We start from the raw sequence: 25245 nt of genomic DNA on the forward strand, positions 1-25245 counted from the left end.
CATACATCAGAGTAGCAATAAATTAAGAACCTAACGCGTCTTCAAGAAACGCGGCAAGTTGTTCGAGATGTTTCACCATCAGCCCTGTAGCCGGTGATGCACTCGCAGGACGTCCCGCATAACGTGCACGCGGATATTTTGCATTAATATGGGATAAAACCCATTCTAGATAAGGTTCAATAAATGTCCAAGCTCCCATATTTTTTGGTTCTTCTTGGCACCATACAATTTCCGCCTGTAAAAAGCGTGATAACACATTTACTAAAGCTTTTGCAGGGAAAGGATATAGCTGCTCAACACGAAGCAAATAAACATCATCAATTTCCCTTTTTTCACGTTCTTCATAAAGATCATAATAGACTTTACCTGTACAAAGAACGACGCGACGAATTTTATTATCTTTCTGCAATTTAATAACAGAATCTTTTAAACACTCTGCATCATCAAGTAATAAACGATGAAAGCTGGTTTTTTCTCCCATTTCACTTAAAGAAGAAACAGCGCGCTTATGACGCAAAAGCGATTTTGGTGTCATCAAAATTAACGGTTTACGGAAATCACGCTTAATCTGTCGACGCAAAATATGGAAATAATTCGCAGGAGTTGTACAATTAGCAACCTGCATATTATCTTCTGCACATAATTGCAAATAACGCTCTAAACGTGCAGAAGAATGTTCTGGTCCTTGACCTTCAAAACCATGAGGCAACAAGCAAACAAGACCAGACATGCGAAGCCATTTACGCTCTGCAGATGAAATAAACTGATCAAAAACAACTTGTGCACCATTGGCAAAATCACCAAATTGTGCTTCCCAAATGGTTAAACTACGCGGTTCAACAAGCGAATACCCATATTCAAAACCAAGAACAGCTTCCTCAGAAAGCATAGAGTTTACAACTTCATAGATTGCCTGTCCCTTTTGCAAATTATTTAAAGGGATATAACGCTCTTCATTTTCTTGATCATAAAAAACCGAATGACGTTGAGAAAAAGTTCCACGTTCAACATCCTCACCAGAAAGACGAACAGGGACTCCCTCTAAACAAAGTGAACCAAAAGCTAAAGCTTCAGCCGTTGCCCAATCAATACCCTCTCCCGTCTCAAACATTTTAGCTCGATTATTCAAAAAACGCTGAATTGTTTTATGGACATGAAAATTTTGTGGGGTTTCAATAAGTTTTTGGCCAATTTCCTTTAAAGTTTTTAAAGCAATACCTGTTATTCCACAATATTGTTCATCAACATTGCTTGAGGCTTTAAGACCAGCCCAACTTCCATCAAGCCAGTCAGCTTTATTGGGTTTATAAGAAGAACTCGCTTCCAATTCATTTTCGAGTTTACTACGCCATAAACTTTTTTTCTGTTCAATCTCTTCTAAAGAAATCACGCCTTCTGAAACCAACCGATCTTCATAAAGCTGAAGAGTTGTTTTATGATTACGGATAGCCTTATACATAAGCGGCTGTGTAAAAGAAGGTTCATCACCTTCATTATGCCCATAACGACGATAACAGAACATATCAATTACGACTGGCTTATGAAAAATTTGACGAAATTCACTTGCTATTTTTGCCACAAAAACAACAGCCTCCGGATCATCACCATTCACGTGAAAAATTGGTGCATCGATCATTTTTGCAACATCGGATGGATAAGGAGAAGAACGTGAAAAACGCGGACTTGTTGTAAATCCAATCTGATTATTGACAATAACGTGAATAGAACCGGCAACACGGTAACCTTTTAATCCTGAAAGACCAAAAGTCTCTTGAATAACTCCCTGTCCGGCAAAAGCAGCATCACCATGAATAAGCAAAGGCAAGATTTTTGAACGTTCACTTAGTGGAATAACATCTGTACGTGTAGGTCCCATAAGCTGATCTTGTTTTGCACGAGCCTTTCCAATAACAACTGGATCAACAATTTCGAGATGAGACGGATTAGCCAAGAGTGATAAATGAACCTTATTGCCATCAAATTCAAGATCAGCTGAAGTTCCTAAATGATATTTTACATCCCCAGATCCTTCTACATCATCAGGTTTATAAGATCCGCCTTTAAATTCATGAAAAATAGCCCGATGTGGCTTAGCGAGAACTTGTGAAAGAACATTCAAACGACCACGATGCGCCATTCCTAAAACGACTTCCTGCACACCCAAATTACTACTACATTGAATAATTTGTTCAAGAGCAGGGATGAGTGCCTCACCACCATCAATACCAAAACGCTTGGTTCCTTTATATTTTATATCTAAAAATTGCTCAAATCCTTCTGCTTCAATAAGCTTATTAAGAATAGCTTTCTTATCTTTTTGCGTAAAAGCAGTTCTTTTATCTGTTCTCTCAATACGTTCTTGAAGCCATTTTTTTTGAGCGGGATCAGAAATATGCATATATTCTAGACCAATTGTTGAACAATAGGTACGATTGAGGATCTCAAGTATCTGTGGAATAGTTGCATATTCCATCCCAAAAACATTATCAATAAAAATGGGACGATCGTAATCAGCAGGCGTAAAACCATAAGTTTCTGGAGAAAGTTCTTTATAATCTTCCCGCTTTGGCGCTAATTGAAGTGGATCAAGCTGTGCATGAAGATGTCCACGTGTTCTAAATGCGTAAATCATCATGAAAGCGTGAACAGAATCACGTGCTGCTCGAATAATGTCTTGTTCGTTAGCAACTTTTTCTTTCTTTGTAGTGTTTGCCGCTGCTTTTTCTTTTAATTTATCATGAACATATTTTTCAAGAGCAGACCAATCACCATCTAGAGCAGAAACTAATTCTCCACTCTCTTTTAGCGGCCAATTATTACGTTGCCATGTTGCTCCTTCAGCATTTTTAAGAACATCTCCTTTGTTATCCTGAAGAGTTTCAAAAAAAGCACGCCACTGAGAATCAACACTTGCAGGATTCTTTTCATACTCTGCGTAAAGTTGATCTATATAATCTGCATTTCCACCATACAGAAATGACGTTTGTGCAAAAAGATTATTTATATCACCTTGCCTTGCCATATATTTTCTCCGGAACTCCGTCTCCTTTTATTCCTCTCGACCTTTAAGTGCAGCAAGACAAATGAGGGTCGGAAAGGTGAAAAAAATTTATTTAATACCCAATATTAATCTGGATAAAGAATAAACGTACCTTATCCAGATAAATTTTTCTTTTATCCCTCTAAAATCGATATTAGAGTTTTACCTATCTTTGATGGTGAAGGAGACACATGAATTCCTGCAGATTCCATTGCAGCAATTTTATCTTCTGCTCCACCTTTACCACCAGAAATAACTGCACCAGCATGACCCATTGTGCGTCCTGCGGGAGCTGTGCGACCAGCAATAAAACCAACCATCGGTTTTTTACGACCTTTTTTTGCTTCATCTTTAATAAATTGTGCTGCATCTTCTTCAGCAGAGCCACCAATTTCACCGATCATAACAATAGATTTGGTTTCATCATCCGCTAAGAACATTTCTAATACATCAATAAATTCAGTCCCTTTTACAGGATCACCACCAATACCAATAGCGGTTGTCTGTCCAAGACCCTCTTGACTGGTTTGATAAACAGCTTCGTAAGTTAATGTTCCGGAACGTGAAACAACTCCAACTGAACCTTTTCTAAAAATAGAACCTGGCATAATACCAATTTTACACTCATTAGGAGTGAGAATACCCGGGCAATTAGGACCAATTAAGCGCGACTTTGATTGTTCTAACCTAGATTTTACTTTGACCATATCCATAACCGGTATACCTTCTGTGATACAGACAATTAAACCGATTTCTGCCTCAATAGCTTCTATGATAGCCTCTGCTGCTCCTGCAGGAGGAACATAAATAACAGAAGCATCAGCCCCTGTTTTTTCTTTACCTTCCGCAACAGTGGAAAAAATAGGAAGAGTCTCACCTTTTGATCCCTCCCATATTTGTCCTCCTTTTTTGGGGTTAATTCCACCAACCATTTTTGTTCCATGGTAAGCTAATGCCTGTTCCGTATGAAAAGTCCCCGTTTTTCCTGTAAGCCCCTGAACCAGAACTTTTGTATTCTGATTAATAAGAATAGACATAGCCTCAAGCTCCTTTCACAGCCGCAATGATTTTTTGAGCAGCATCATCTAAATCATCAGCAGAAATAACATTTAAACCACTTTTACTGATGATTTCTTTACCCTGCTCAACATTTGTACCTTCAAGACGCACAACTAAAGGAACTTTTAGACCAACTTCTTTAACAGCAGCAACGACACCTTCTGCGATGATATCACAACGCATAATACCACCAAAAATATTGACCAAAATGCCTTTGACATTTGAATCAGCAGTAATAATTTTAAAAGCAGCAGTTACTTTTTCTTTTGAAGCACCACCCCCAACATCAAGAAAATTTGCAGGTTCAGCTCCATAAAGCTTGATAATATCCATTGTTGCCATAGCAAGACCAGCACCATTTACCATGCAGCCGATAGTCCCTTCAAGAGCAACATAGGCCAAACCATACTTTGATGCCTCAATTTCTTTTGGATCTTCTTCTGAAATGTCACGCAATTTCAAAATATCTGGATGACGAAATAAAGCATTATCATCAAAAGAAACCTTCGCATCCAAAACACGCAAACGACCATTTTTCATCACTATAAGCGGATTAATTTCGAGAAGACTCATATCTTTTTCACAAAATGCTTTATAGAGCATTGGAAAAAGTTTTTCACCATCTGTTCGCGCACTATCATGCAATTCCAATGCATCACAAAGTTTTGTAGAATCTTCAGAAGTAACCCCACGTAATGGATCAATAGGAAGAGTGAATATTTTTTCTGGTGTTTTTTCAGCAACAGATTCGATATCCATCCCTCCTTCCGTTGAAACAACAAAAGCAACACGACCAACTTTACGATCAACCAAAAGTGAAAGATAAAGCTCCCGTTCTATATCGGCACCGTCTTCAATATAAATACGATTAACCTGCTTACCCTCTGGACCTGTTTGTTTGGTTACCAAAGTTTTACCAAGCATTTCTTTTACATTCGAAACAACTTCTTCAACTGATTTTGCAAGCCGAACACCACCTTTTGAATCAGGACCAAGCTCTTTAAATTTTCCCTTACCACGACCACCAGCATGAATCTGGCTTTTAACAACATAGAGTGGTCCAGGCATTTTCTTTGCCCATTCTTCAGCTTGTTCTACAGAATAAACAGCAACACCACTTGCAATTGGTGCTCCATATTCATGAAGCAGACGTTTAGCCTGATATTCATGGATATTCATTAATTTGTCCTTTTCTTTTACGGATCACTTAATTGATCCTTAAATTTTCATAACACGTTAAATACTCTGTTTTAATAAACAGAACCTCACTCAATTTATTTGAGAATAGGAGCAATAGCAACACAAGCTTCACAAAGCTTTTGCACTGCATTTACTGATTTTTCAAAAGCATCTCTTTCTTCTTTATCAAGATCAATTTCAATGATCCGTTCAACACCGCCCGCACCTATAACAACGGGAACACCAACATACGTATCCTGAATTCCATATTCACCCGAAAGATAAGCTGCTACAGGAACGACACGCTTAGTATCTTTTAAATAGGCTTCAGCCATAGAAACGGCAGAAGCGGCTGGCGCATAAAAAGCAGATCCTGTTTTTAACAAACTGACAATTTCTGCACCACCATCGCGAGTACGCTGAATAATTTGATCAATCTTTTCCTGTGTTGTCCAGCCCATTTTTACAAGATCAGGCAAAGAAATACCACCAACTGTTGAATAACGTACTAAAGGCACCATTGAATCACCGTGCCCTCCTAAAACAAACGCCGTTACATCTTTAACAGAAACCTTAAATTCTTCAGATAAAAAATAACGAAAACGTGCAGAATCTAAAACACCGGCCATACCAACCACCTTATGTGTTGGAAGACCTGAAAATTTTTGCAATGCCCATACCATAGCATCAAGAGGGTTTGTAATACAAATAACGAATGCTGAAGGTGCATATTTTTTTATTCCAGCACCAACTTGTTCTATTACTTTAAGATTAATGCTCAAAAGATCATCACGACTCATACCAGGTTTTCGTGCAACGCCTGCCGTGACTATAATAACATCAGATCCCTGTATTGCTTCATAGGCATTAGAACCGGTCAAACTGACATCAGAACCAACAACTGGTGAAGATTCTGCAATATCAAGGGCCTTACCCTGTGGCATTCCTTCCGTAACATCAAATAATACGACATCGCCAAGTTCTTTTAACCCAAACATATGCGCTAAAGTTCCGCCAATCATACCCGAGCCAATAAGAGATATTTTTTTTCGTGCCATTTTTTATTCCTAACGCTAGATCCAGCGTATAATCTACCAACGCTGATATACTAAATACTTTATTTGATCATAATCCTATTTATTCTAAATAATATTATCAAAAGGATAACATCATGAAATTCACTCTTTTATTCATAAACTCAAAAAATCCCAAAAAAAATAACAATTAAAAACGCATCACATTGTATCGATAAATTGATTTCTTTTTTAATACAACAGAATTGTTACATTGTATTTAAATTCAAAAGATTATTCTATTTACAGTTTACGTAAAGGTAAAGTAATAATCACTCTTTTCTTTTAGAAAGAAATTTTTCTGCCCAAATATTTAAATAATCTTGGCTCTGCATTTCAAAAAGACGCGATTGTGTTCTGTGAAACTCAAAGGTTTCTGTTGTCTGTGCACTTCCTTCATATAAACCTTCAATCTCAGCAGCTGCCGATATAAACAACCTTATGTGACGTTCATAAAGGACATCAATAAGCAAAATAAATCTTTTAGTTTCATTGCGGTATATATCATTCATCACTGGCACATTATCAATAAAAATCGTATGATACCGCTCTCCTAGAGTTAAATATTCAGCTGCAGCTAAAGGTTTTGCACATAAATCTTGATAATTAAAACGTGCACAGCCTACTCCAGAGCGTGGAATATGAAGAAAACGACCTTTTATAGGAAGTTTATCAGACGTTTCTTCTTGCTCTCCTAGCACCAATGCCCAAGCTTGATCCATGTGTTCATCTGCTTTTGTCCCTAATGGTGTTATATACACATCCTGAGGATTTGATTTTTCAAGACGGTAATCTGTTTTTGCATCCAGATTAACAACACGAACATGATCTTTTAAAACTTGAATAAAAGGTAAAAAGAGCTCTCGATTTAAACCATTATAATAGAGGTTATCAGGAACAACATTTGAAGTTGCAACAAAAAGAACCCCTTGACTAAATAAAGCAGATACAAGACGTCCCAGTATCATAGCATCTGCAATATCTGTTACGCTAAATTCATCAAAACAAAGCACCTGTGCTTCATGTGCAAGGTCTTTTGCAACAGCTAAAATAGGATTACTATTCTTTGATTTTTTGTTTTTCGATGCTTGACGATAAATATTAATACGCTCATGCACATCAGTCATAAAGTCATTAAAGTGAGCACGTTTTTTACAACCTTGTGGTAAACAAGAAAAGAACAAATCCATCAACATAGTTTTGCCTCGTCCTACTTCACCATAAATATACAATCCTTGAAAAGAACTATCTGATCTTTTCCGTTTTGTAATAGATGCATCGGTTGTTTTTTTCTTAAAAAAACGCCAAAATGCCCACCGACGAGAAAAACTTTGTTTTACGATACGTTGTAATAAATAATCAAAATGTTCTGTTAAAGCTAATTGAGCTGGATCAAAACTTATTTTTCCCTTAGATACCTGCTCCTTATAGCAAGCTGAAACTAAAATCATCCAAATAACTTTCTTAAAACCGTTCTCAATAAAGCTTAAACCATTTTAAAATATCTGTACATATGCCCAATATCTAGATTTTTTCCATAAATATTTAAAAACGATCTAACGGCTTAAAATAACAGGCTGATCATCAGAGGTATACCCTTCAAAACGATCAAGATTGGAAGAATAAAGCACAATGACCATACGCCCTGACTTATCATAGAAATATAATTTTTTGCCTTTAATACCCCATGAATTTATGCGAGAAATAGATCCTGAGCAACGTAAAGGAGCGGCACGGTATCCTTGTCCAAATTTTGTTTGTGGTGTTGCAATTCGGCAATTTGTACCATCCATAGAAAGATTCCACACTCCAGCAATACTTGCAGGAGATAAATCAGAAGAGCGGTTTTTCAATTCAAGATTAGCAACAGATTCATCATTATGAGAATCCTTTTTACCATATACTGAAGAGCCCTCTTTTTCAGATTCCAATGAATATAGAGTTTCTAAATCTGACATCTTTTCAAGTGTTGACATTTTCTGAACAGGATAAAAAGCTCCAAAGACACCGCCTTGACTATTATTATTAAATTGTTGTTTTGAACAACCGCTTAAGACAGTTATAGCTGACAATGCAATGAAAAATATTTTTTTTGAAAATGTCATATTTGCACTCTTTCTTACGAAGATAATATAGGCTCACTCAAATAAATGATGGATATTTATTATATGACATTTTATAAAGATAAATTAACAAATTAAAAAAAATAAAATGAAAATTGCTTTTCTTGAACAAGAGTCGTTTTAATTTTAAATTTTGCATTTATAAAAGTAAAAGACTAGAAATTTATAAAACTTTTAGTCATATATTTTTATGGATCAGCACAAAAATAGAGAAATTTCATGAAAGTGCCATTCAGCAAAATGAACGGTCTTGGAAATAAGATTATTGTTATTGACATGCGTAACAGCATACATGCTATCACACAGCAAGCAATTTTTTCTTTAGCAACAGACAATAAAACATATTTTGATCAAATTATGACTATCCATTCGCCAACCCAAAACGAAAATGATTTTCGCATTGGCATATGGAACTCTGATGGATCAATGGCTAAAGCCTGTGGAAATGGTACACGCTGCGTAATTGCATGGCTTACAGATCATAACTTAGGAAAAAGCTTTCGATTAGAAACTCCTGTTGGAATCATTGAAGGTCAACGTCAAAGCAATGGTCTCATCTCTGTTGACATGGGACGCCCAAATTTAATTGCAAAAGACATGCCTGTTTCACGTGAAATAACTGACACAAATCATGTAGAAATTACTGCTGGTCCCTTGAAAGACGCTTGCCTTGTTTCTATGGGTAATCTTCATGCAATTTTCTTTGTTGGAAAAAACATTCAAGATATTCCGTTAGAAAAATATGGACCAAAGCTTGAACATGACCCTCTTTTTCCAGAAAGATGTAATATTTCCATTGCTCATGTAACTTCAGAAAAAAGTCTAGATTTAAGAACATGGGAAAGAGGCGCTGGATTAACAAAAGCATGTGGCAGCGCTGCTTGTGCTAGTGCAGTAGCTTCCTATAGGAGAGGATTTACAAAACGCAATATTGAGGTAACTTTACCAGGAGGAAAACTTAATATTTTCTATAATAAGGGTAATCATATTGTCATGACAGGTCCAATTCAATATGAATTTAGTGGTTTTTTAAACCCTTTAACAGGACTTTACGAATAAAGGGCTCTTTTAATGGCGATAAAAATCGTAACTTTTGGTTGTCGACTCAATAGCTATGAATCGGAAATTATACGTAAAGAAAGTACCGCTTCCGGATTAGACCAACTCAAAGATGGCGCTATTGTGTTTAATACTTGTGCTGTCACTGCTGAGGCCGTGCGACAAGCAAAACAAGCAATTAGAAGAGCAAGACGTGAAAATCCTCACGCTCGTATTGTTGTCACAGGATGTGCAGCGCAAACAGAAGCTAAAAGTTTTGCTAATATGGAAGAGGTAGACCTCGTTTTAGGGAATGAAGAAAAATTGCACGCTCATTCTTATCGCCAACTTCCTGATTTTGGTGTTAATCATTATGAGAAATTACGTGTCAATGACATCATGGAAGTGAAAAAAATTGCTCCGCATATGGTTAGTGCAATAGAAGAACGCACGCGTGCCTTTGTACAAGTGCAAAATGGATGTAATCACCGTTGCACGTTCTGCATTATCCCTTATGGACGTGGACAATCACGCTCAGTTCCCATGGGTGCCGTCATTGAACAAATTAAAAAATTGATAAACAATGGTATTAAAGAAATTGTTTTAACAGGTGTAGATCTCACAAGTTATGGAAACGATCTACCTGGAAAAACTAATTTAGGAAAATTAACCTCAGCTATTTTGCACCACATTCCTGATTTACCTCGACTGCGCCTTTCATCTATAGATTCTATTGAAGCAGATGAAGAGCTCATAGACCTTTTAGCTCATGAAAAAAGAATAATGCCGCATTTGCATTTATCCTTGCAAGCGGGCGATAATATGATTTTAAAAAGGATGAAACGACGACATCTACGTGAACATGCAATCCAGTTTTGCCAAGATTTACGTGCTAAACGTCCGACAATGGTTTATGGCGCCGACTTAATTGCCGGTTTTCCTACAGAAACAGAAGAAATGTTCCAAAATAGCCTCGCTTTGATTAATGACTGTCATTTAACACATCTTCATGTTTTTCCTTTTAGTCCAAGAGAAGGAACACCTGCCGCACGTATGCCACAAATTAATCGTAAGATTGTCAAGATGCGTGCTGAAAGGTTGCGCAAAGCTGGCGATGAAGCTTATAAAAAACACCTTTCTCATTTAAAAAACAGCAAACAAATCATTCTCGTTGAAAAAGATGAAATTGGGCGAACGGAAGATTACACTCTTGCACAAATCAAAGGTGCTAGAGCGGGAACAATTATTCAAGCTCTTATTGTTGACCATGATGAAGATAAACTGATTGCTGTCATTCCAAAATTAAACGCAGCTTAAGCAGGGAAATTTTTATGACTAAATCTTTTATCAAAAAAATATTTTCTTCTAAAAAATCTAAAGAGCACGAAGTACAAAAAACTCTTGGTGATAGTAAAATAGATACGGTAGAAGAAAATCAATGTAAAAATGAAAATACCAAAAATAACCAATCCTCTATAGATGAAAAAAAAGAGGAACAAACAGAAATACAAAGTGCAACACCTACAAAATATGAAGAAAAAACTCTGCCTTTTGAATCATATTATGGCAAAATAATTGTCACAAACACAATCAATGAAAAAAAAACTGAAGAGTTTTTGTCTACATCTTCTCATGAGCAACAAAAAACAGCATGGTTTGGGCGTTTAAAAAAAGGATTATCCCGTTCTTCGCAACGTTTAAATGAATCGATTAATGATCTCTTTTCTAAAAGAAAATTTGATGACGGCACATTGCAAGAATTGGAAGATATCCTTATTCAGGCTGATATTGGTGTAGAAACAGCTGCGCGTATTATCAACATTTTAGCTTCTAATCGTTATGAAAAAAATTTATCTCTAGATGAAATTCGCGCTATTGTCGCTAACGAAATAAAAAAAGTGGTGGAACCTGTTGCTATTCCATTAGAGCTTGATCTTAATCATAAACCCCATGTTATTTTAGTACTGGGCGTCAATGGTACTGGAAAAACAACAACTATCGGAAAACTTGCAGCTAAATTAACTGTAGGAGGACTAAAAGTTATGCTCGCTGCTGGTGATACATTTCGCGCGGCAGCTATTGAACAATTGCATATTTGGGGTGAACGTACAGGTGCTCCTGTTATTTCAAGCAAATTAGGTGCAGATGCTGCCGGTTTAGCGTTTGATGCCTATGAGAAAGCCAAGAAGGCAAATAGTGATATCTTGATTATTGATACAGCTGGACGTTTACAAAATAAAACTGAATTAATGGACGAATTAGCAAAAATTATTCGTGTTTTAAAAAAGCATACGCCACAAGCACCACATACAATTCTTCAAACACTTGACGCAACCACTGGACAAAACGCTCTCAATCAAGTGGATACTTTCCGTAGTGTAGCTGGAGTTAACGGTTTAATTATGACAAAACTTGATGGTACTGCACGGGGAGGTATCCTTGTCGCTATAGCAGCTAAATATAAACTACCAATTCATTTTATCGGTATAGGAGAAAAAATTGAGGATCTTCAGCCTTTTTCTGCTTCTGATTTTTCCGAAACTATCATAGGTAAACATCAATGAATAAATCTTTTTCTAAATCTAAAGTACATAATAATCATCATTTAAAAAATACCAAAAATATTCAAGAGTCTTCTCTTTCTCCAACAACTAAATTTTTTTTGGAAATGGGACCATTAGTTGTTTTTTTTCTTGCAAATTATAAAGGTGAATGGCTCATAAAAAATATTGGAATTTTTAGTCGCTTTAATAAACCTATTTTTCCTGCAACTGCTATTTTTATGGTAGCAATTGTTGTTGCTCTAAGTATATCATGGGTCATTGCACGAAAAATTCCTATAATGCCTCTCATTTCAGGGATATTTGTTCTTGTTTTTGGTTTTTTAACTCTCTGGCTTCACAATGATACTTTCATAAAAATGAAGCCAACAATTATAAATATCATATTTGCTCTTATTCTTTTTACCGGCATATTTTTAAAAAAACCACTTTTGCGTTATGCTTTTGATTCTACTTTAAAACTTAGTGACTTAGGCTGGCAAAAACTCACCTATCGCTGGGCATTTTTTTTCGTTTTTCTTGCACTTTTAAATGAAATTGTTTGGCGTAATTTTAGCGATAATTTTTGGACCAGTTTTAAAGTATTTGGAGTTATGCCCATAACAGTAATATTTATGATGACACAAATGCCTATTATTATAAAATATTCAAAAGATTTTTCGCAAAATAATAAAAATAAATCTAATTCTTAATATTTATTCTTACAGATTATTTTATAATTATCACTGCAAACCGTTCATGGAGAAAATACATGTTGATTGAGCAGTTTATCTGTAGAGAAAATAATTTTGGTGTACTTATTCATGATGAAAAAAGTGGCTATACAGTTGCAATTGACGCGCCAGAAAGTAAAGCAATTGATGCCGTTTTGAAAAAACATAACTGGACTCTTCAAACAATTTTTTTAACTCATCACCATCATGACCACGTAGAAGCAGTTGCAGAGTTAAAGAAAACTTATAATGCTATAGTTATTGGACCAGAAGCAGAAAAAGAGAAAATTTATCATCTTGATCAAACTCTTAAACCTGATGAAAGTTTTTCATTTGCTAACCATACACTTTTAGCTCTCTCCACACCTGGTCATACACTAGGATCATTATCCTATTATTTTCCTCAAGAAAAATTACTCTTTGCTGGAGATACACTGTTTTCGCTTGGCTGCGGACGTCTTTTTGAAGGAACACCAAAACAAATGTTGAATTCTTTAGAAAAACTTCGCCAACTTCCCGATGAAACACTCCTGTATTGCGGTCATGAATATACAAAGACCAATGCTCTTTTTGCGTTAACAATTGATCCACATAATAAAAAACTTCATCAAAGGGTGGAGGATGTTTTTTTGTTGCGTGCAAAAAATGCTGTAACTTTACCTGTAACTTTAGGGCAAGAAAAAGCAACAAATCCTTTTCTTCGTTGGGATAATAATATTCTACGAAAAAATCTTAAAATGGAAAAAGCAACAAATGAAGAAGTCTTTGCTGAAATTCGAAGAAAAAAGGATAATTTTTAAATATATTTTTTTACATAGCATATATCTTTACTTGTTTTTTTATGACAAATATACAAACAATAACGATGTAAAAATAGATAATAAATTAATTCCATTATTGACAAAGGATAAAAACATCGTTGTAACTTATCCACTAACAGAACTGTTTTTATAGAATAAATTAGAAAAAAATCAAAAATTTACTATAAAAAAAACGTACTACATATGGAAAATGACAATAATACCAAAGAAAATACTGTATTTTTTCTAGATTATCACAGTTAAGCAATATAAAAAAACAATTCTTTATGAAATGATTATGTTATTGATATAATAACAATTTTTTCAAAATTAATAACAATAATGATACTTTAAAATGAAAAAATTTCGTTCATAGAAAGAGCTCTCTATTTTTTTAAAATTAAAAATTTAACAAAAATATATAAATAAAATTGATATCATTTTAGTTCATTAATTAGCTTTGTAGACGCCGACAAATATCATCCAACTGTTCTAACGAAGAGTAATGTATTTTTAAATCTCCCCCTTTTTTTCCATGTCTAATAACCACTTTCATTCCGATTACATCTGCAAGTAATTTTTCTAAAGATTTTGTTTCTGTATTTTTTTCTAAAGGGCTTCTCTTTTTTATCTTAGGATTAGCTTGTTCATGTACAAGCATTTCTGTCTGACGAACAGAAAGCCCTTCACGAATAATTTTTTCTGCCAAATCTTGTGGATTATCAACTGTTATAAGACAACGAGCGTGACCAGCCGAAAGCTGTCCATCTGTTAAAAATTGCTGCACCTTTTGTGGAAGTTTTAATAAACGAAGTGTATTTGCAACATGACTTCGGCTTTTTCCAATTATTTGAGCTAAATCTGTTTGAGTATATCCATGCTCATTTAACAAAGATTCATATCCCATTCCCTCTTCAATAGGATTAAGATCAGCACGCTGAACATTTTCAATAATTGCTAATTCCAAAGCTTTTTTGTCATCTACATCACGGATAATAACTGGCAATTTACTTAAATTTGCTCGCTGAGCCGCACACCATCTCCGCTCACCAGCTATTAATTCAAATTTGTTTGGATGATCACGCAACGGTCTTACAATAACTGGCTGAACAACTCCATGCTGACGAATTGATTGTGCTAAATTATCAAGTTCTAAATCAGTAAAATGGCGTCTGGGATTATGTGGATTACGTGAAATATCTTCAATAGGGACAAATTTTTCAAAAACAGGAGCAGCTATTCTAGATTCTGTAAATTTATCAAAATTTGAAGAACTCTCAAGATTGTTGTTTAAATTAATATCTCCAATCAACGCTGCTAACCCGCGTCCCAATCTCTTTTTTGATAAATCATCGCTCATCATTTTTCTCTTTGAATTTATTTTATAAAAATTATTTTTATTATACCTTTAAGCAGCAGCTCGTGCTTGTTTTTCACGTTGGATTACTTCCGATGCTAAGCGCAGATAGGCTTGGCTCCCAGCACATTTAAGATCATAAAGCAATACTGGTTTACCGAAAGATGGAGCCTCAGACACACGCACATTCCTTGGAATAACTGTACGATAGACTTTTTCTCCCATAAAAGAGCGCACATCTTCAACAACTTGATTTGAAAGATTATTACGCCCATCATACATTGTTAAAACAATACCTTGAATTTCTAAAGATGGATTAAGAACAGATTGTACTTGTTTTACTGTTTCAAGTAATTGGCTTAAACCTTCAAGTGCTAAAAACTCACACTGCATAGGTACCAAAACAGAATCTGCAGCCCCCATAGCATTGAGTGTTAAAAGATTTAGAGATGGCGGACAATCAATTAAAACATAACTAAATTCATTGGAAACTTTTAAATCTTCACAAAGAGCATTACGTAATCGTTTAATACGATCTTGTGATGAAGCAATTTCCATTTCTACGCCTAATAGATCAAGCGTAGAGGGTACGATATATAAATTTGGTACAGCAGTTTTTAAAGCTGCTTCTGCTATTGAAATACCTGAAATTAAAACATCATAAGATGATAAAGGACGGCTATTACGATCAATTCCCAATCCTGTACTTGCATTACCTTGTGGATCAATATCCATAATGAGAACTTTTTCACCTATAGCCGCTAAAGCTGTTGCAAGATTAATAGCTGTGGTTGTTTTACCAACACCACCTTTTTGGTTTGCAATAGCGATAATCCGTGTTTCGCTCATTTTGCTTTACCCTCTGCGTGATAGAAGATGAGAAATTTCTAAAATAACAGAATTCTCATCAATTTTACTATTATATTTTAGCAGATTAAATTGCCAATTGGCAGAGGCATTTGTAATTTCTGTAGAATAATCCCGACCTTTTTGTAAAAGAGCTATTGTTTTTTGTGTAAAAAAAGGAAAAATAAGCTTCAACAGATTATCTAGTGGTGCTAATCCTCGCGCTGTTATAACATCTGGTGTTTTTATTTTTTGATACACATCTTCAACTCGACAATGATGAACTGTAGCTGGAAGCTTAAGTTGAGCGATCACTGTTCGTAAAAAAGCTATTTTTTTTCCATTACTTTCGACCAGATCAATATGTCCTGTTTTTTTTTCCTTCATAAAAATAGCAATAATAATAGCAGGAAACCCTCCTCCTGAACCAAGATCACACCAATGTAAAAGATCACTATGAAGAGGATATATTTGTGCAGAATCTAAAATATGGCGTGTCCATAAAATTGGTATTGTTGTAGGAGATACTAAATTAATATGCTTATTCCATTGCGTTATTAAAGATTCGAACTGGATTAAATTGTCCATTGTTTCACGTGAAACAGAAGGAATAATATTTAAGAGCTTTTGATATTTTTGTTCTATAGAAATATCCATTAAGCAGATTTAGCCTTTTCCCGACGTTGACGTTGAATATGAGTAATAATAAGCGATAATGCCGCCGGCGTCATACCATCAATTTTTTGTGCATCCGCTATAGAGCGTGGTGATATTTTTTGAATTTTAGCTTTAATCTCATTTGAAAGACCGGCTATTTTTTGAATATCAAGAGAAGAAGGAATTTCTAAACGCTCATCTCGCTGAAGTGCAGAAATATCCTGCGCTTGTTTTTCTAAATAAACCGCATATTGAGCTTCAATTTCTAAAGTTTCAACTGTTTTAGGATCAATTAACTGTAGTTGTGGCCAAATATGAGAAAGACGCTCTATAGTTATATAAGGATAAGCAAGAAAATCATAAGCTGAACGCCGAATTCCATCGTGATTAACAAGCAATCCATGAGTAGATGCTTCATTAGGAGTTAAAAAAAGTTCTTTGCACATTGATCGTGCTTGATCAAGACGTTGCTGCTTTTGTTGAAAACAATTCCAACGTAGTTCACTCATAATCCCCCATTGTTGTGCCAAAGGTGTTAAACGAACATCAGCATTATCAGACCGTAAAGATAAGCGAAATTCAGCACGTGATGTAAACATTCTATAAGGTTCACTAACTCCACGTGTAACTAAATCATCTATCATAACACCAATATAAGCTATAGAACGGCTGATAATGATTTCATTTAATTTTCCTACTTTATGCGCAGCATTTAACCCAGCTACAAGTCCCTGTGCTGCAGCTTCTTCATATCCTGTTGTACCATTAATTTGCCCTGCTAAAAACAATCCTGGTAAAGAGCGCAATTCCAAAGTTTTCGTTAATTGTTGTGGATTAATAAAATCATATTCAATAGCATAACCCGGTTGCAAAATTTTAACATCTTCCAACCCTTCAATAGTTTTTAATAAAGAAAATTGTACATCTTCAGGAAGAGAAGTGGAAAGACCATTTGGATAAATAGTATCATCATTCAATCCTTCTGGTTCTAAAAAAATCTGGTGTCCGTCTCGTTCGCCAAATTTAATAATTTTATCCTCAATTGAAGGACAATAACGCGGACCTAATCCTTCAATATTTCCAGAATATAAAGCAGATCTATGGATGTTTTCCCGTATAATCTTATGTGTTTGTGTATTTGTGCGTGTTATAGCACACTCAATTTGAGGCTGATCAATTTTTTCTGTTAAAAAAGAAAAAGGAACTGGGTCATCATCAGCTTTCTGTTTAGGAAGAGCCTCCCAACGAATTGTCTTTTTACTAAGACGGGCAGGAGTTCCTGTTTTTAATCGACTAAGATTTATATTGTGGCTTTTTAGATGTTCAGCAAGTTGTACACTTGATTGATCACCCATGCGCCCAGCAGACCACGTTTTATCACCAATATGAATAAAACCATTTAAAAATGTACCTGTTGCTAAAACAACAGCACCAGAAAAAAGTATTCCTTGTTTATTTAAAATAACACCTGAAACATGATTATCTTTGACAATTAAATCAATAGCTTCATCTTCAATTAAGATGAGATTATCTTGTTCTTGTAAAAAACTTTGAATGGCTCTTTTATATAATTGTCTATCAGCTTGGGTACGTGGACCTCTTACAGCTGGACCTTTACGTCGATTAAGGAGTCTAAACTGAATTCCAGCGGCGTCTGCTGCCCTCCCCATAAGACCATCTAAAGCATCTATTTCACGAACCAAATGCCCTTTTCCAAGTCCGCCAATAGCTGGATTACATGACATCGTTCCTAATGCTGATATTTTATGCGTAACAAGTGCTGTTCGCGCTCCAGCACGTGCTGAAGCTGAAGCAGCTTCACAACCAGCATGACCACCCCCAATAATAACAACATCATATGATTGCATTTTATTTATTCCACAATAAAATTATTTTAATGTTTCACGTGAATCATTATTTACCAATACAAAATTCTGAAAAAATAACATCAAGCAAATCTTCAACATCTATATCTCCCGTAATTTTTCCGAGAAAATCACTCGCACGACGAAGATGCTCTGCACGTAAACTTAAATCAAGGATATTTCCATTTATAGAAGCTTCAATTTCTTTAACAGCTTCTTTTAACAACTGAAGTTGCCTTTTACGTGCTGGAACAAGATTTCCAATTTCAGAAATACGACGTAAACAAAAAGATTCAAGTTCTTTTATAAAAGAATCAAAATTTAAACCTGTTAATGCAGAAAATTGTATGAACCAACGTTCTTCACTCTCTTTATAAAGATCAAGCTTATTGCCTACATGCCATATTTCAGCTGATGTTTCTGGTAAATCAATTTTTTCAGGATTTTCCATATCATAAACTAAAATAACCAAATCAGCATCCATAACATGTTGTTTGGCAACTTCTATTCCCAATTGTTCTATTTTATTTTCTGTTTCCCTAAAACCAGCAGTATCCATTAAAAAAACTGGTAAACCGCCAAGAACGAGCCTAACTTCTAAAGCATCACGCGTTGTTCCAGCTTCTTCCATTACAATAGCAACGGGTCTTCCAGCAAGACGATTCATAATGCTTGATTTTCCAGAATTTGGAGCACCAGCAATAACAATTTTTAACCCATCACGTAAAATATTTGCACGTTCCCCTTCAGCAATATGTTCTTTAAGAGAAAAGCAAAGTTCCCCTACTTCTTTCCAAATTTTATCAGATATTAAATCTGGAACATCAGCTTCATCAGAAAAATCGAGTTCAGCTTCAATGAAAGCGCGCGCTTTCATAAGCTTATGACGCCAATCACGATAAAGTGCTGTTAAGCGTCCACTTGCTCCCATAATTGCTAAACGTCGCTGACTTTCTGTTTCTGCCTCTATTAAATCAGCAAGACTTTCTGCTTGAACAAGATCTAATTTTCCTTCCATAAATGCACGTCGTGAAAATTCACCTGCCTCAGCAATACGGCATCCATCAAATGTAGATAATTCATCAAGAAAACGATGAACAACCGCTTTGCCTCCATGTAAGTGGAACTCCGCACAATCTTCTCCTGTAAAACTATTAGGAGCAGGAAAAAAAACAGTTAAAGCAGAATCTAAAAGACTACCATCACGAGCAGTAAGATTTCCATAATGCATGAAACGTGCTTTAGGCAAACAGCCACAAAGCGCTTTAACAACACTTACAACATGAGGACCAGAAAGCCTAATGACTGCAACCCCTGAAGGTAACAATCCACTTGAAACAGCAAAGATTGTATCCACAGGTTTAATCCTAACTTTAAAAATGAATATCTCTAAGTATTCATTGAGTCAAAAAATTCACTATTGTTTTTTGTTTGTTTTAATTTATCAATTAAAAATTCAATAGCATCTGTTACATTCATAGGTGCCAAAATACGACGAAGTACAAAAATTTTGTGTAAATCCTGTCGTGCTACTAAGAGTTCTTCCTTTCGCGTTCCTGACTTTAAAATATCCATAGCAGGGAAAATACGCTTATCAGCAACTTTACGATCAAGAACAATTTCTGAATTGCCTGTTCCTTTAAACTCTTCGAAAATAACCTCATCCATACGACTTCCCGTATCAATTAAGGCCGTTGCAATGATTGTTAAAGATCCGCCCTCTTCAATATTACGCGCTGCACCAAAAAAACGCTTTGGACGCTGTAAAGCATTTGCATCGACACCACCTGTTAAAACCTTACCAGATGAAGGAACAACCGTATTATAAGCGCGTCCAAGACGTGTAATAGAATCGAGAAGAATAACAACATCACGTCCATATTCAACTAAACGTTTAGCTTTTTCTATAACCATCTCAGCGACTTGTACATGACGTATTGCAGGTTCATCAAAAGTAGAAGACACAACTTCTCCCTTTACAGAACGCTGCATATCAGTGACTTCTTCTGGTCGTTCATCTATTAAAAGAACAATGAGATAACATTCAGGGTGATTAGTAGTGATAGAATGAGCTATATTTTGTAATAAGACTGTTTTTCCTGTTCTTGGCGGTGCTACAATTAATCCTCGTTGTCCCTTTCCTAAAGGAGATATTAAATCAATTACCCGTGATGACATATCTTTTTCCATAGGATTTTGTATTTCCATCTGGAAACGTTCGTTTGAGTAAAGAGGAGTAAGGTTATCAAAATGAATCTTGTAGCGAATTTTTTCAGGATTTTCGAAATTTATCGTATTAATTTTAAGAAGAGCAAAATAACGCTCTCCCTCTTTTGGGCTACGTATGGGACCTTCAATGGTATCCCCTGTTTTTAAAGAAAAAGATTGGATTTGTGAAGGAGAGAGATAAATATCATCAGGACCTGGAAGATAATTAGCATCTGCAGATCGTAAAAATCCAAATCCATCTTGTAAAACTTCTACAACGCCTTCCCCGATGATTTCTACATCTTGTAAAGCAAGTTTTTTTAAAATAGCAAACATCAATTCTTGCTTACGCATTAAAGAAGCATTTTCAACTTCTAATGTTTCAGCAAAAGAGACAAGTTCAACTGGATTTTTACTTTTAAGTTCTTGTAGCTTCATTTCTCGCATGAAATAGGCTCTTTAATTTAAGGGGAAAATTAATTTATGGAAGATTTTAAAAGAGTGACATTCTTTATAAGATAAGTCTATTGTACACCCAACTTTTCTAAACTTCAAGTGTCATTCATAGAACTTAACTTCATATGCAGTTGTTAAACTGTATAAAGTAAATTTAATATATATGAAATATCTTTTTTCAAAAAAAATTTATATTAATAAATTTTTAAAGAGAGATTTTTTTTATTTAAGTCTGTGTTTAATGTTAATTATTATTTATACAGTTTCATCCTCAATTTTATCCACAAGGTTCAGATAAAAAAACAAAGTAAAATCATACTTTAAAGAATGTTATTCCTGCTTTTTTTGCAAAAGAGATTTATTTATAAAAATTATTGATTTTGTGTATAATAATATAAGATTTTCTCTAAATTTTATATTAATACAAAATCCTGGAGTGTATACGCACACTTGTTAACAAGGAGTTAAAATTTTTGTGACAAGAGAAAAAAAATTCTTTCACTTGCATATGCTTTCTGATGCAACAGGGGAAACTTTGATCTCCGTTGGGAGAGCTGTAGCATCACAATATACAATGAATCAGGCTATAGAGCATATCTATTCGATGATTCGAAACGAAACGCAGCTGCACAAAGCTATTGATGAAATACAACAAAATCCAGGTATAGTTCTTTACACAATCATTGATGAAAAAGTTAAAATGCTTTTTGAAAGAAAATGCAAAAAAATAGGAATTTCTTGTATTGATATACTTCATCCTGTTTTAGATGCTTTTCAGTCATATCTGGGAATACCAACAAATTTACGCGCTAGCGCGCAACATGATCTTAATGCAAATTATTTTAGCCGTATTAATGCGCTAGATTTTACAATAGAGCATGACGATGGGCAATCTCCGAATAGTCTACCGAATGCGGATGTGATACTTGTAGGGGTCTCAAGAACGTCAAAAACACCAACGAGCATTTATTTAGCAAATCGCGGTATTAAAACTGCTAATATTCCTCTTATCCCAGGGTTTGATTTACCAGAAACTCTTTTTGAAGCTAAAAACTCTTTAATTGTTGGTTTAATAGCTTCAGCTGAGAGAATTTCGCATATTCGCCAAAATCGATATTTGGGAGAAGGATTTTCTGCTGAAAGCTATATCAATCGCGTCAATATAACAGAAGAATTGATTTATGCAAAACGCCTTTGTGAACGCTTTGATTGGCCTATTATTGATATTACAAGACGCTCTATAGAGGAAACTGCTGCAGCTATATTTGAACTTTTATCACGATTTCGTGAAGAAAAATGAAAAAATCTCATGGTAACAAATACATTATTAATATTAGCATCTCTTAGTTCTTATCGTGCACAATTGTTGAAAAAGGCAGGTTTAAACTTTCTCGTTGAAGGAGCTTCTTTTGATGAAAGAAAAATAGAAAAAACTGTAACAGCAAAAACGCCTAAAGAACTTAGCTGTTTTCTTGCAAGTGAAAAAGCAAAAAATGTTTCTAATCGCTTTCCTGGTGCTGTAGTCATTGGTTGTGATCAAGTTCTTGATTTTGAAAATAAAATTTTTCATAAAGTTAGAAACTGCAGAGAAGCCCATAAGCGTTTATCTCTTTTATCAGGAAAAACGCATTTTCTTCATAGCGCAGTTGCTTTATTTAAAAATGGTCAGGAAATTTGGGTTGAATCTTTCACTGCTCATATGTCAGTACGTCCTCTCTCATCAGAATTTATTGAGCGTTATTTGGCACATGTAGGAGAGGATGTTTTAAATAGCGTGGGAGTATATCAAATTGAAGGGAAAGGAATCCACCTTTTTGAAAAAATTGAAGGGGATTTTTTTACAATTATTGGTTTACCTTTATTGCCTTTATTAGATAAATTGCGTCATTTGGGGTGTATTGATGGTTAATTTTGCAATAAAATCCAAAAAAACAATTTATCCGCGTGCTTTTGTTGTTGGTTATCCTATTAGTCATTCCAAATCTCCAAAAATTCATAATTTTTGGCTTAAACAGTATAATCTGCAAGGAGAATATCTGGCGCAGAAAGTAACTCCTGAAGAATTTAGTAATTTTCTTGAATCTTTACAAAAAAGAGGTTTTTGTGGAGGAAATATTACCCTACCCTATAAACAAAATGTTTTTCATCTAGCAAATTATAAGGATGAGGTTGCAACCATTATCGGTGCAGCTAATACGCTGTGGTATGAAGGAGATAAGCTTTGTGTAACAAATAGCGATGCTTATGGTTTTTGCGCTAATCTTGATGATTTTTATTCTGATTGGGTAGGAGAAACAGCTCTTGTTTTTGGTGCTGGGGGTGCAGCTCGTGCTGTTCTATATGCTTTAAAAAAACGTGGTTTTAAGCGCATTTTTTTGCTTAATCGCACAAAGCAACGTGCGGATAATTTAGCAGAATATTTTGGAAAACCTGTTGAAGTTCATGATTGGAATAATCTTTGTGAAAGTGTTTATCAAGCAGATTTAATTGTTAATACGACTTCTGTGGGAATGGAAAATCCACGTGATAAAAAAAATGATTTTTTCTTTTTAAATTTTTATAAAGTAAAAACAACAGCATTGGTAACAGATATTGTTTATACTCCATTAATAACTCCTTTTTTACAACAAGCAAAAGCTTGTGGTCTAAGGACAGTTGATGGACTTGGTATGCTTTTACATCAGGCTGTTCCTGGTTTTGAACGATGGTTTGGAATAAGACCAAAGGTAACAAAAGCACTGCGAGAAGCGATTCTAGAAGATATGGGTGAAAGATAAAGAATGAAAATCATTGGGCTGACAGGATCTATCGCTATGGGAAAGTCAACAGTTGCTGATTTTTTTAAACAAGCGGGTATTTCTGTTTTTAGTGCTGATGATGTAGTGCACCAACTTTATGATATTGAATCAATTTTATCATTTATAGGAAAAACTTTTCCTCATGTTGTTGAAAATGGTAAAGTTAATAGACTAAAGCTTTCTCAAATTTTGATCAATGATAGTAAAAAATTACAAATACTAGAAAAAATAATTCATCCTTTTGTTAGAAGAAAAGAAAAAGAATTTATTAATACAGCGCGTCGACAAGGAAAAAAATTGGTTGTTCTTGAGATTCCACTTCTTTTTGAAACAAATGGTGAAAATCGTGTGGACAGCGTAATTGTTGTATCAGCTCCACCAGCAATCCAAAAAAAACGTGCAATGATGCGTCCAAATATGGATGAAAAAAAATTTGAATTTATTAATGCTAAACAAATGCCTGATAAAAAAAAACGAGAACGCGCAGATTTTATTATTGATACAGGAAAAAATTTAGAAAACACACGACAACAAGTTTTTTCTATTATAGAAAATTTACTAAAGAATTGAAACAATGCGTGAAATTATTTTTGATACAGAAACGACAGGCTTGGATAAAGATAAAGATCGCATAATCGAAATCGGTTGTGTCGAAATGGTTGATCGTTATCTTACAGGAGAGAAATTCCACGTTTATTTGAACCCACAAGGCGTTATTATTCCTGATGAAGTTGTAGCCATTCATGGATTAACCAATGAACGTTTAAAAAATGAAAAAAGTTTTAGTGATATTGCCGATGCTTTTTGGGAATTTATCAATGGTGCAACAATGATAGCACATAACGCAAGTTTTGATATTGGTTTTATTAATGCAGAATTAAAACGGGTAAATAAGCCGTTGATTAGTGTTGATAATGTTATTGATACATTGGCTATGGCACGGCGAAAATTTCCCATGGGACCTAATTCTCTTGATGTTTTGTGTAAACGTTTTGGAATTGATAATAGCCGTCGTGTGTTTCATGGTGCTTTGCTTGATGCAGAGATACTTGCGGATATTTACATTGAGCTTATTGGTGGAAAGCAAGGTGTACTAGGTTTTTATGACAGTGATAAAATTGATGTGGGTACAAAAGATAATAAAAGTGCTTTTTACAAAGTTCAATCTCGTCCAAAAGCTTTACCCAAAAGGTTAAGTGTGCAAGAAATAAGTATGCATGCTGATTTTATCAAAAAAATAGGCGAAAAAGCCCTCTGGAATCACTTTAAAATTTCACAATAAATCTTGAAAAAAAAGTGGTCGTTGTGGGGAGGGGAACACCACAACGACCCTGTCGCTACTCGTACCTCAGCTATCATAGGAGGAGCAAAATGAAAGCTATTATATCCTGTAACAGCAAAGAAAAGCTCTAGGTACTTTATATAAATCGCAACGACAGTATAACTTATAAAACCAAAAAAATGGCTTTTTA

The 25245-nt window shown here is 35.0% G+C and carries 22 protein-coding genes; 10 read left to right on the forward strand and 12 right to left on the reverse strand.

Going from position 1 to position 25245, the window contains the following annotated elements:
- Positions 1-22: 22 nt before the first annotated feature.
- The 6 genes from V4P55_RS05705 to V4P55_RS05730 form a co-directional block, all read right to left on the reverse strand.
- Positions 23-3022: a 2-oxoglutarate dehydrogenase E1 component gene (locus V4P55_RS05705; protein WP_455474129.1), complete on the reverse strand. Its 3000-nt coding sequence runs from the start codon at positions 3020-3022 to the stop codon at positions 23-25.
- A gap of 152 nt (positions 3023-3174) precedes the next feature.
- A complete protein-coding gene (gene sucD, locus V4P55_RS05710) occupies positions 3175-4077 on the reverse strand; it encodes a succinate--CoA ligase subunit alpha (protein WP_455474130.1) in 903 nt (300 codons plus the stop codon).
- A 4-nt stretch (positions 4078-4081) separates the two neighbouring features.
- A complete protein-coding gene (gene sucC, locus V4P55_RS05715; protein ID WP_455474131.1) occupies positions 4082-5278 on the reverse strand; it encodes an ADP-forming succinate--CoA ligase subunit beta in 1197 nt (398 codons plus the stop codon).
- A gap of 95 nt (positions 5279-5373) precedes the next feature.
- Positions 5374-6336, reverse strand: a complete 963-nt coding sequence (gene mdh / locus V4P55_RS05720) for a malate dehydrogenase (RefSeq protein WP_455474132.1) — start codon at positions 6334-6336, stop codon at positions 5374-5376.
- 287 nt (positions 6337-6623) lie between these two features.
- Positions 6624-7802, reverse strand: coding sequence for a cell division protein ZapE (gene zapE, locus V4P55_RS05725; protein WP_455474133.1), 1179 nt, complete (start codon positions 7800-7802; stop codon positions 6624-6626).
- A gap of 105 nt (positions 7803-7907) precedes the next feature.
- Positions 7908-8456 (reverse strand): AprI/Inh family metalloprotease inhibitor, encoded by a 549-nt coding sequence (locus V4P55_RS05730; RefSeq protein WP_455474134.1) that lies wholly within the window; start codon positions 8454-8456, stop codon positions 7908-7910.
- Between the two features lie 237 nt (positions 8457-8693).
- On the opposite strand from V4P55_RS05730, the gene dapF reads away from it, so the two are divergent.
- Genes dapF through gloB form a run of 5 tightly spaced genes read left to right on the forward strand, consistent with a single transcriptional unit; the run spans position 8694 to position 13586 of the window.
- A complete protein-coding gene (gene dapF / locus V4P55_RS05735; RefSeq protein ID WP_455474135.1) occupies positions 8694-9533 on the forward strand; it encodes a diaminopimelate epimerase in 840 nt (279 codons plus the stop codon).
- Positions 9534-9545: 12 nt separating this feature from the next.
- Positions 9546-10829: a tRNA (N(6)-L-threonylcarbamoyladenosine(37)-C(2))-methylthiotransferase MtaB gene (gene mtaB, locus V4P55_RS05740; RefSeq protein WP_455474136.1), complete on the forward strand. Its 1284-nt coding sequence runs from the start codon at positions 9546-9548 to the stop codon at positions 10827-10829.
- 14 nt (positions 10830-10843) lie between these two features.
- Positions 10844-12076 (forward strand): signal recognition particle-docking protein FtsY, encoded by a 1233-nt coding sequence (ftsY, locus tag V4P55_RS05745; RefSeq protein WP_455474137.1) that lies wholly within the window; start codon positions 10844-10846, stop codon positions 12074-12076.
- Positions 12073-12765, forward strand: coding sequence for a septation protein A (locus tag V4P55_RS05750; protein ID WP_455474138.1), 693 nt, complete (start codon positions 12073-12075; stop codon positions 12763-12765). Before ftsY ends, V4P55_RS05750 begins: the two co-directional genes overlap by 4 nt.
- Positions 12766-12824: 59 nt before the next feature.
- A complete protein-coding gene (gene gloB / locus V4P55_RS05755; RefSeq protein WP_455474139.1) occupies positions 12825-13586 on the forward strand; it encodes a hydroxyacylglutathione hydrolase in 762 nt (253 codons plus the stop codon).
- 454 nt (positions 13587-14040) lie between these two features.
- Here the strand turns inward: gloB and V4P55_RS05760 are convergent, their stop codons facing one another.
- The 6 genes from V4P55_RS05760 to rho are packed head-to-tail and all read right to left on the reverse strand — an operon-like array spanning position 14041 to position 20966.
- Complete coding sequence (locus V4P55_RS05760) at positions 14041-14946, reverse strand: ParB/RepB/Spo0J family partition protein (RefSeq protein WP_455475059.1); 906 nt, start codon at positions 14944-14946, stop codon at positions 14041-14043.
- A gap of 48 nt (positions 14947-14994) precedes the next feature.
- Positions 14995-15792 carry a ParA family protein gene (locus V4P55_RS05765; protein WP_455474140.1) on the reverse strand — a complete coding sequence of 266 codons (798 nt, stop codon included), beginning with the start codon at positions 15790-15792 and terminating at the stop codon, positions 14995-14997.
- A gap of 6 nt (positions 15793-15798) precedes the next feature.
- Entirely contained in the window at positions 15799-16446 is a 648-nt protein-coding gene (gene rsmG, locus V4P55_RS05770; RefSeq protein WP_455474141.1) for a 16S rRNA (guanine(527)-N(7))-methyltransferase RsmG, read from the reverse strand.
- On the reverse strand, positions 16446-18314 hold the full coding sequence (gene mnmG / locus V4P55_RS05775) for a tRNA uridine-5-carboxymethylaminomethyl(34) synthesis enzyme MnmG (RefSeq protein WP_455474142.1): 1869 nt from the start codon (positions 18312-18314) through the stop codon (positions 16446-16448). Before mnmG ends, rsmG begins: the two co-directional genes overlap by 1 nt.
- 46 nt (positions 18315-18360) lie before the next feature.
- Positions 18361-19668 (reverse strand): tRNA uridine-5-carboxymethylaminomethyl(34) synthesis GTPase MnmE, encoded by a 1308-nt coding sequence (gene mnmE, locus V4P55_RS05780; RefSeq protein ID WP_455474143.1) that lies wholly within the window; start codon positions 19666-19668, stop codon positions 18361-18363.
- Positions 19669-19700: 32 nt separating this feature from the next.
- Entirely contained in the window at positions 19701-20966 is a 1266-nt protein-coding gene (gene rho, locus V4P55_RS05785; RefSeq protein WP_455474144.1) for a transcription termination factor Rho, read from the reverse strand.
- A gap of 484 nt (positions 20967-21450) precedes the next feature.
- Between rho and V4P55_RS05790 the strand changes: the two genes are divergently transcribed.
- The 5 genes from V4P55_RS05790 to dnaQ are packed head-to-tail and all read left to right on the forward strand — an operon-like array spanning position 21451 to position 25055.
- Positions 21451-22275: a pyruvate, water dikinase regulatory protein gene (locus V4P55_RS05790; RefSeq protein ID WP_455474145.1), complete on the forward strand. Its 825-nt coding sequence runs from the start codon at positions 21451-21453 to the stop codon at positions 22273-22275.
- A gap of 9 nt (positions 22276-22284) precedes the next feature.
- Positions 22285-22884, forward strand: coding sequence for a Maf family nucleotide pyrophosphatase (locus tag V4P55_RS05795; protein ID WP_455474146.1), 600 nt, complete (start codon positions 22285-22287; stop codon positions 22882-22884).
- Positions 22877-23752, forward strand: a complete 876-nt coding sequence (locus V4P55_RS05800) for a shikimate dehydrogenase (protein WP_455474147.1) — start codon at positions 22877-22879, stop codon at positions 23750-23752. The genes V4P55_RS05795 and V4P55_RS05800 overlap by 8 nt, the downstream gene beginning before the upstream one ends.
- A 3-nt stretch (positions 23753-23755) precedes the next feature.
- Positions 23756-24343, forward strand: a complete 588-nt coding sequence (gene coaE, locus V4P55_RS05805) for a dephospho-CoA kinase (RefSeq protein ID WP_455474148.1) — start codon at positions 23756-23758, stop codon at positions 24341-24343.
- A 4-nt stretch (positions 24344-24347) separates the two neighbouring features.
- Complete coding sequence (dnaQ, locus tag V4P55_RS05810; protein ID WP_455474149.1) at positions 24348-25055, forward strand: DNA polymerase III subunit epsilon; 708 nt, start codon at positions 24348-24350, stop codon at positions 25053-25055.
- Positions 25056-25245: the final 190 nt, after the last annotated feature.

It is taken from the genome of Bartonella sp. B30(2025) (assembly GCF_053793825.1).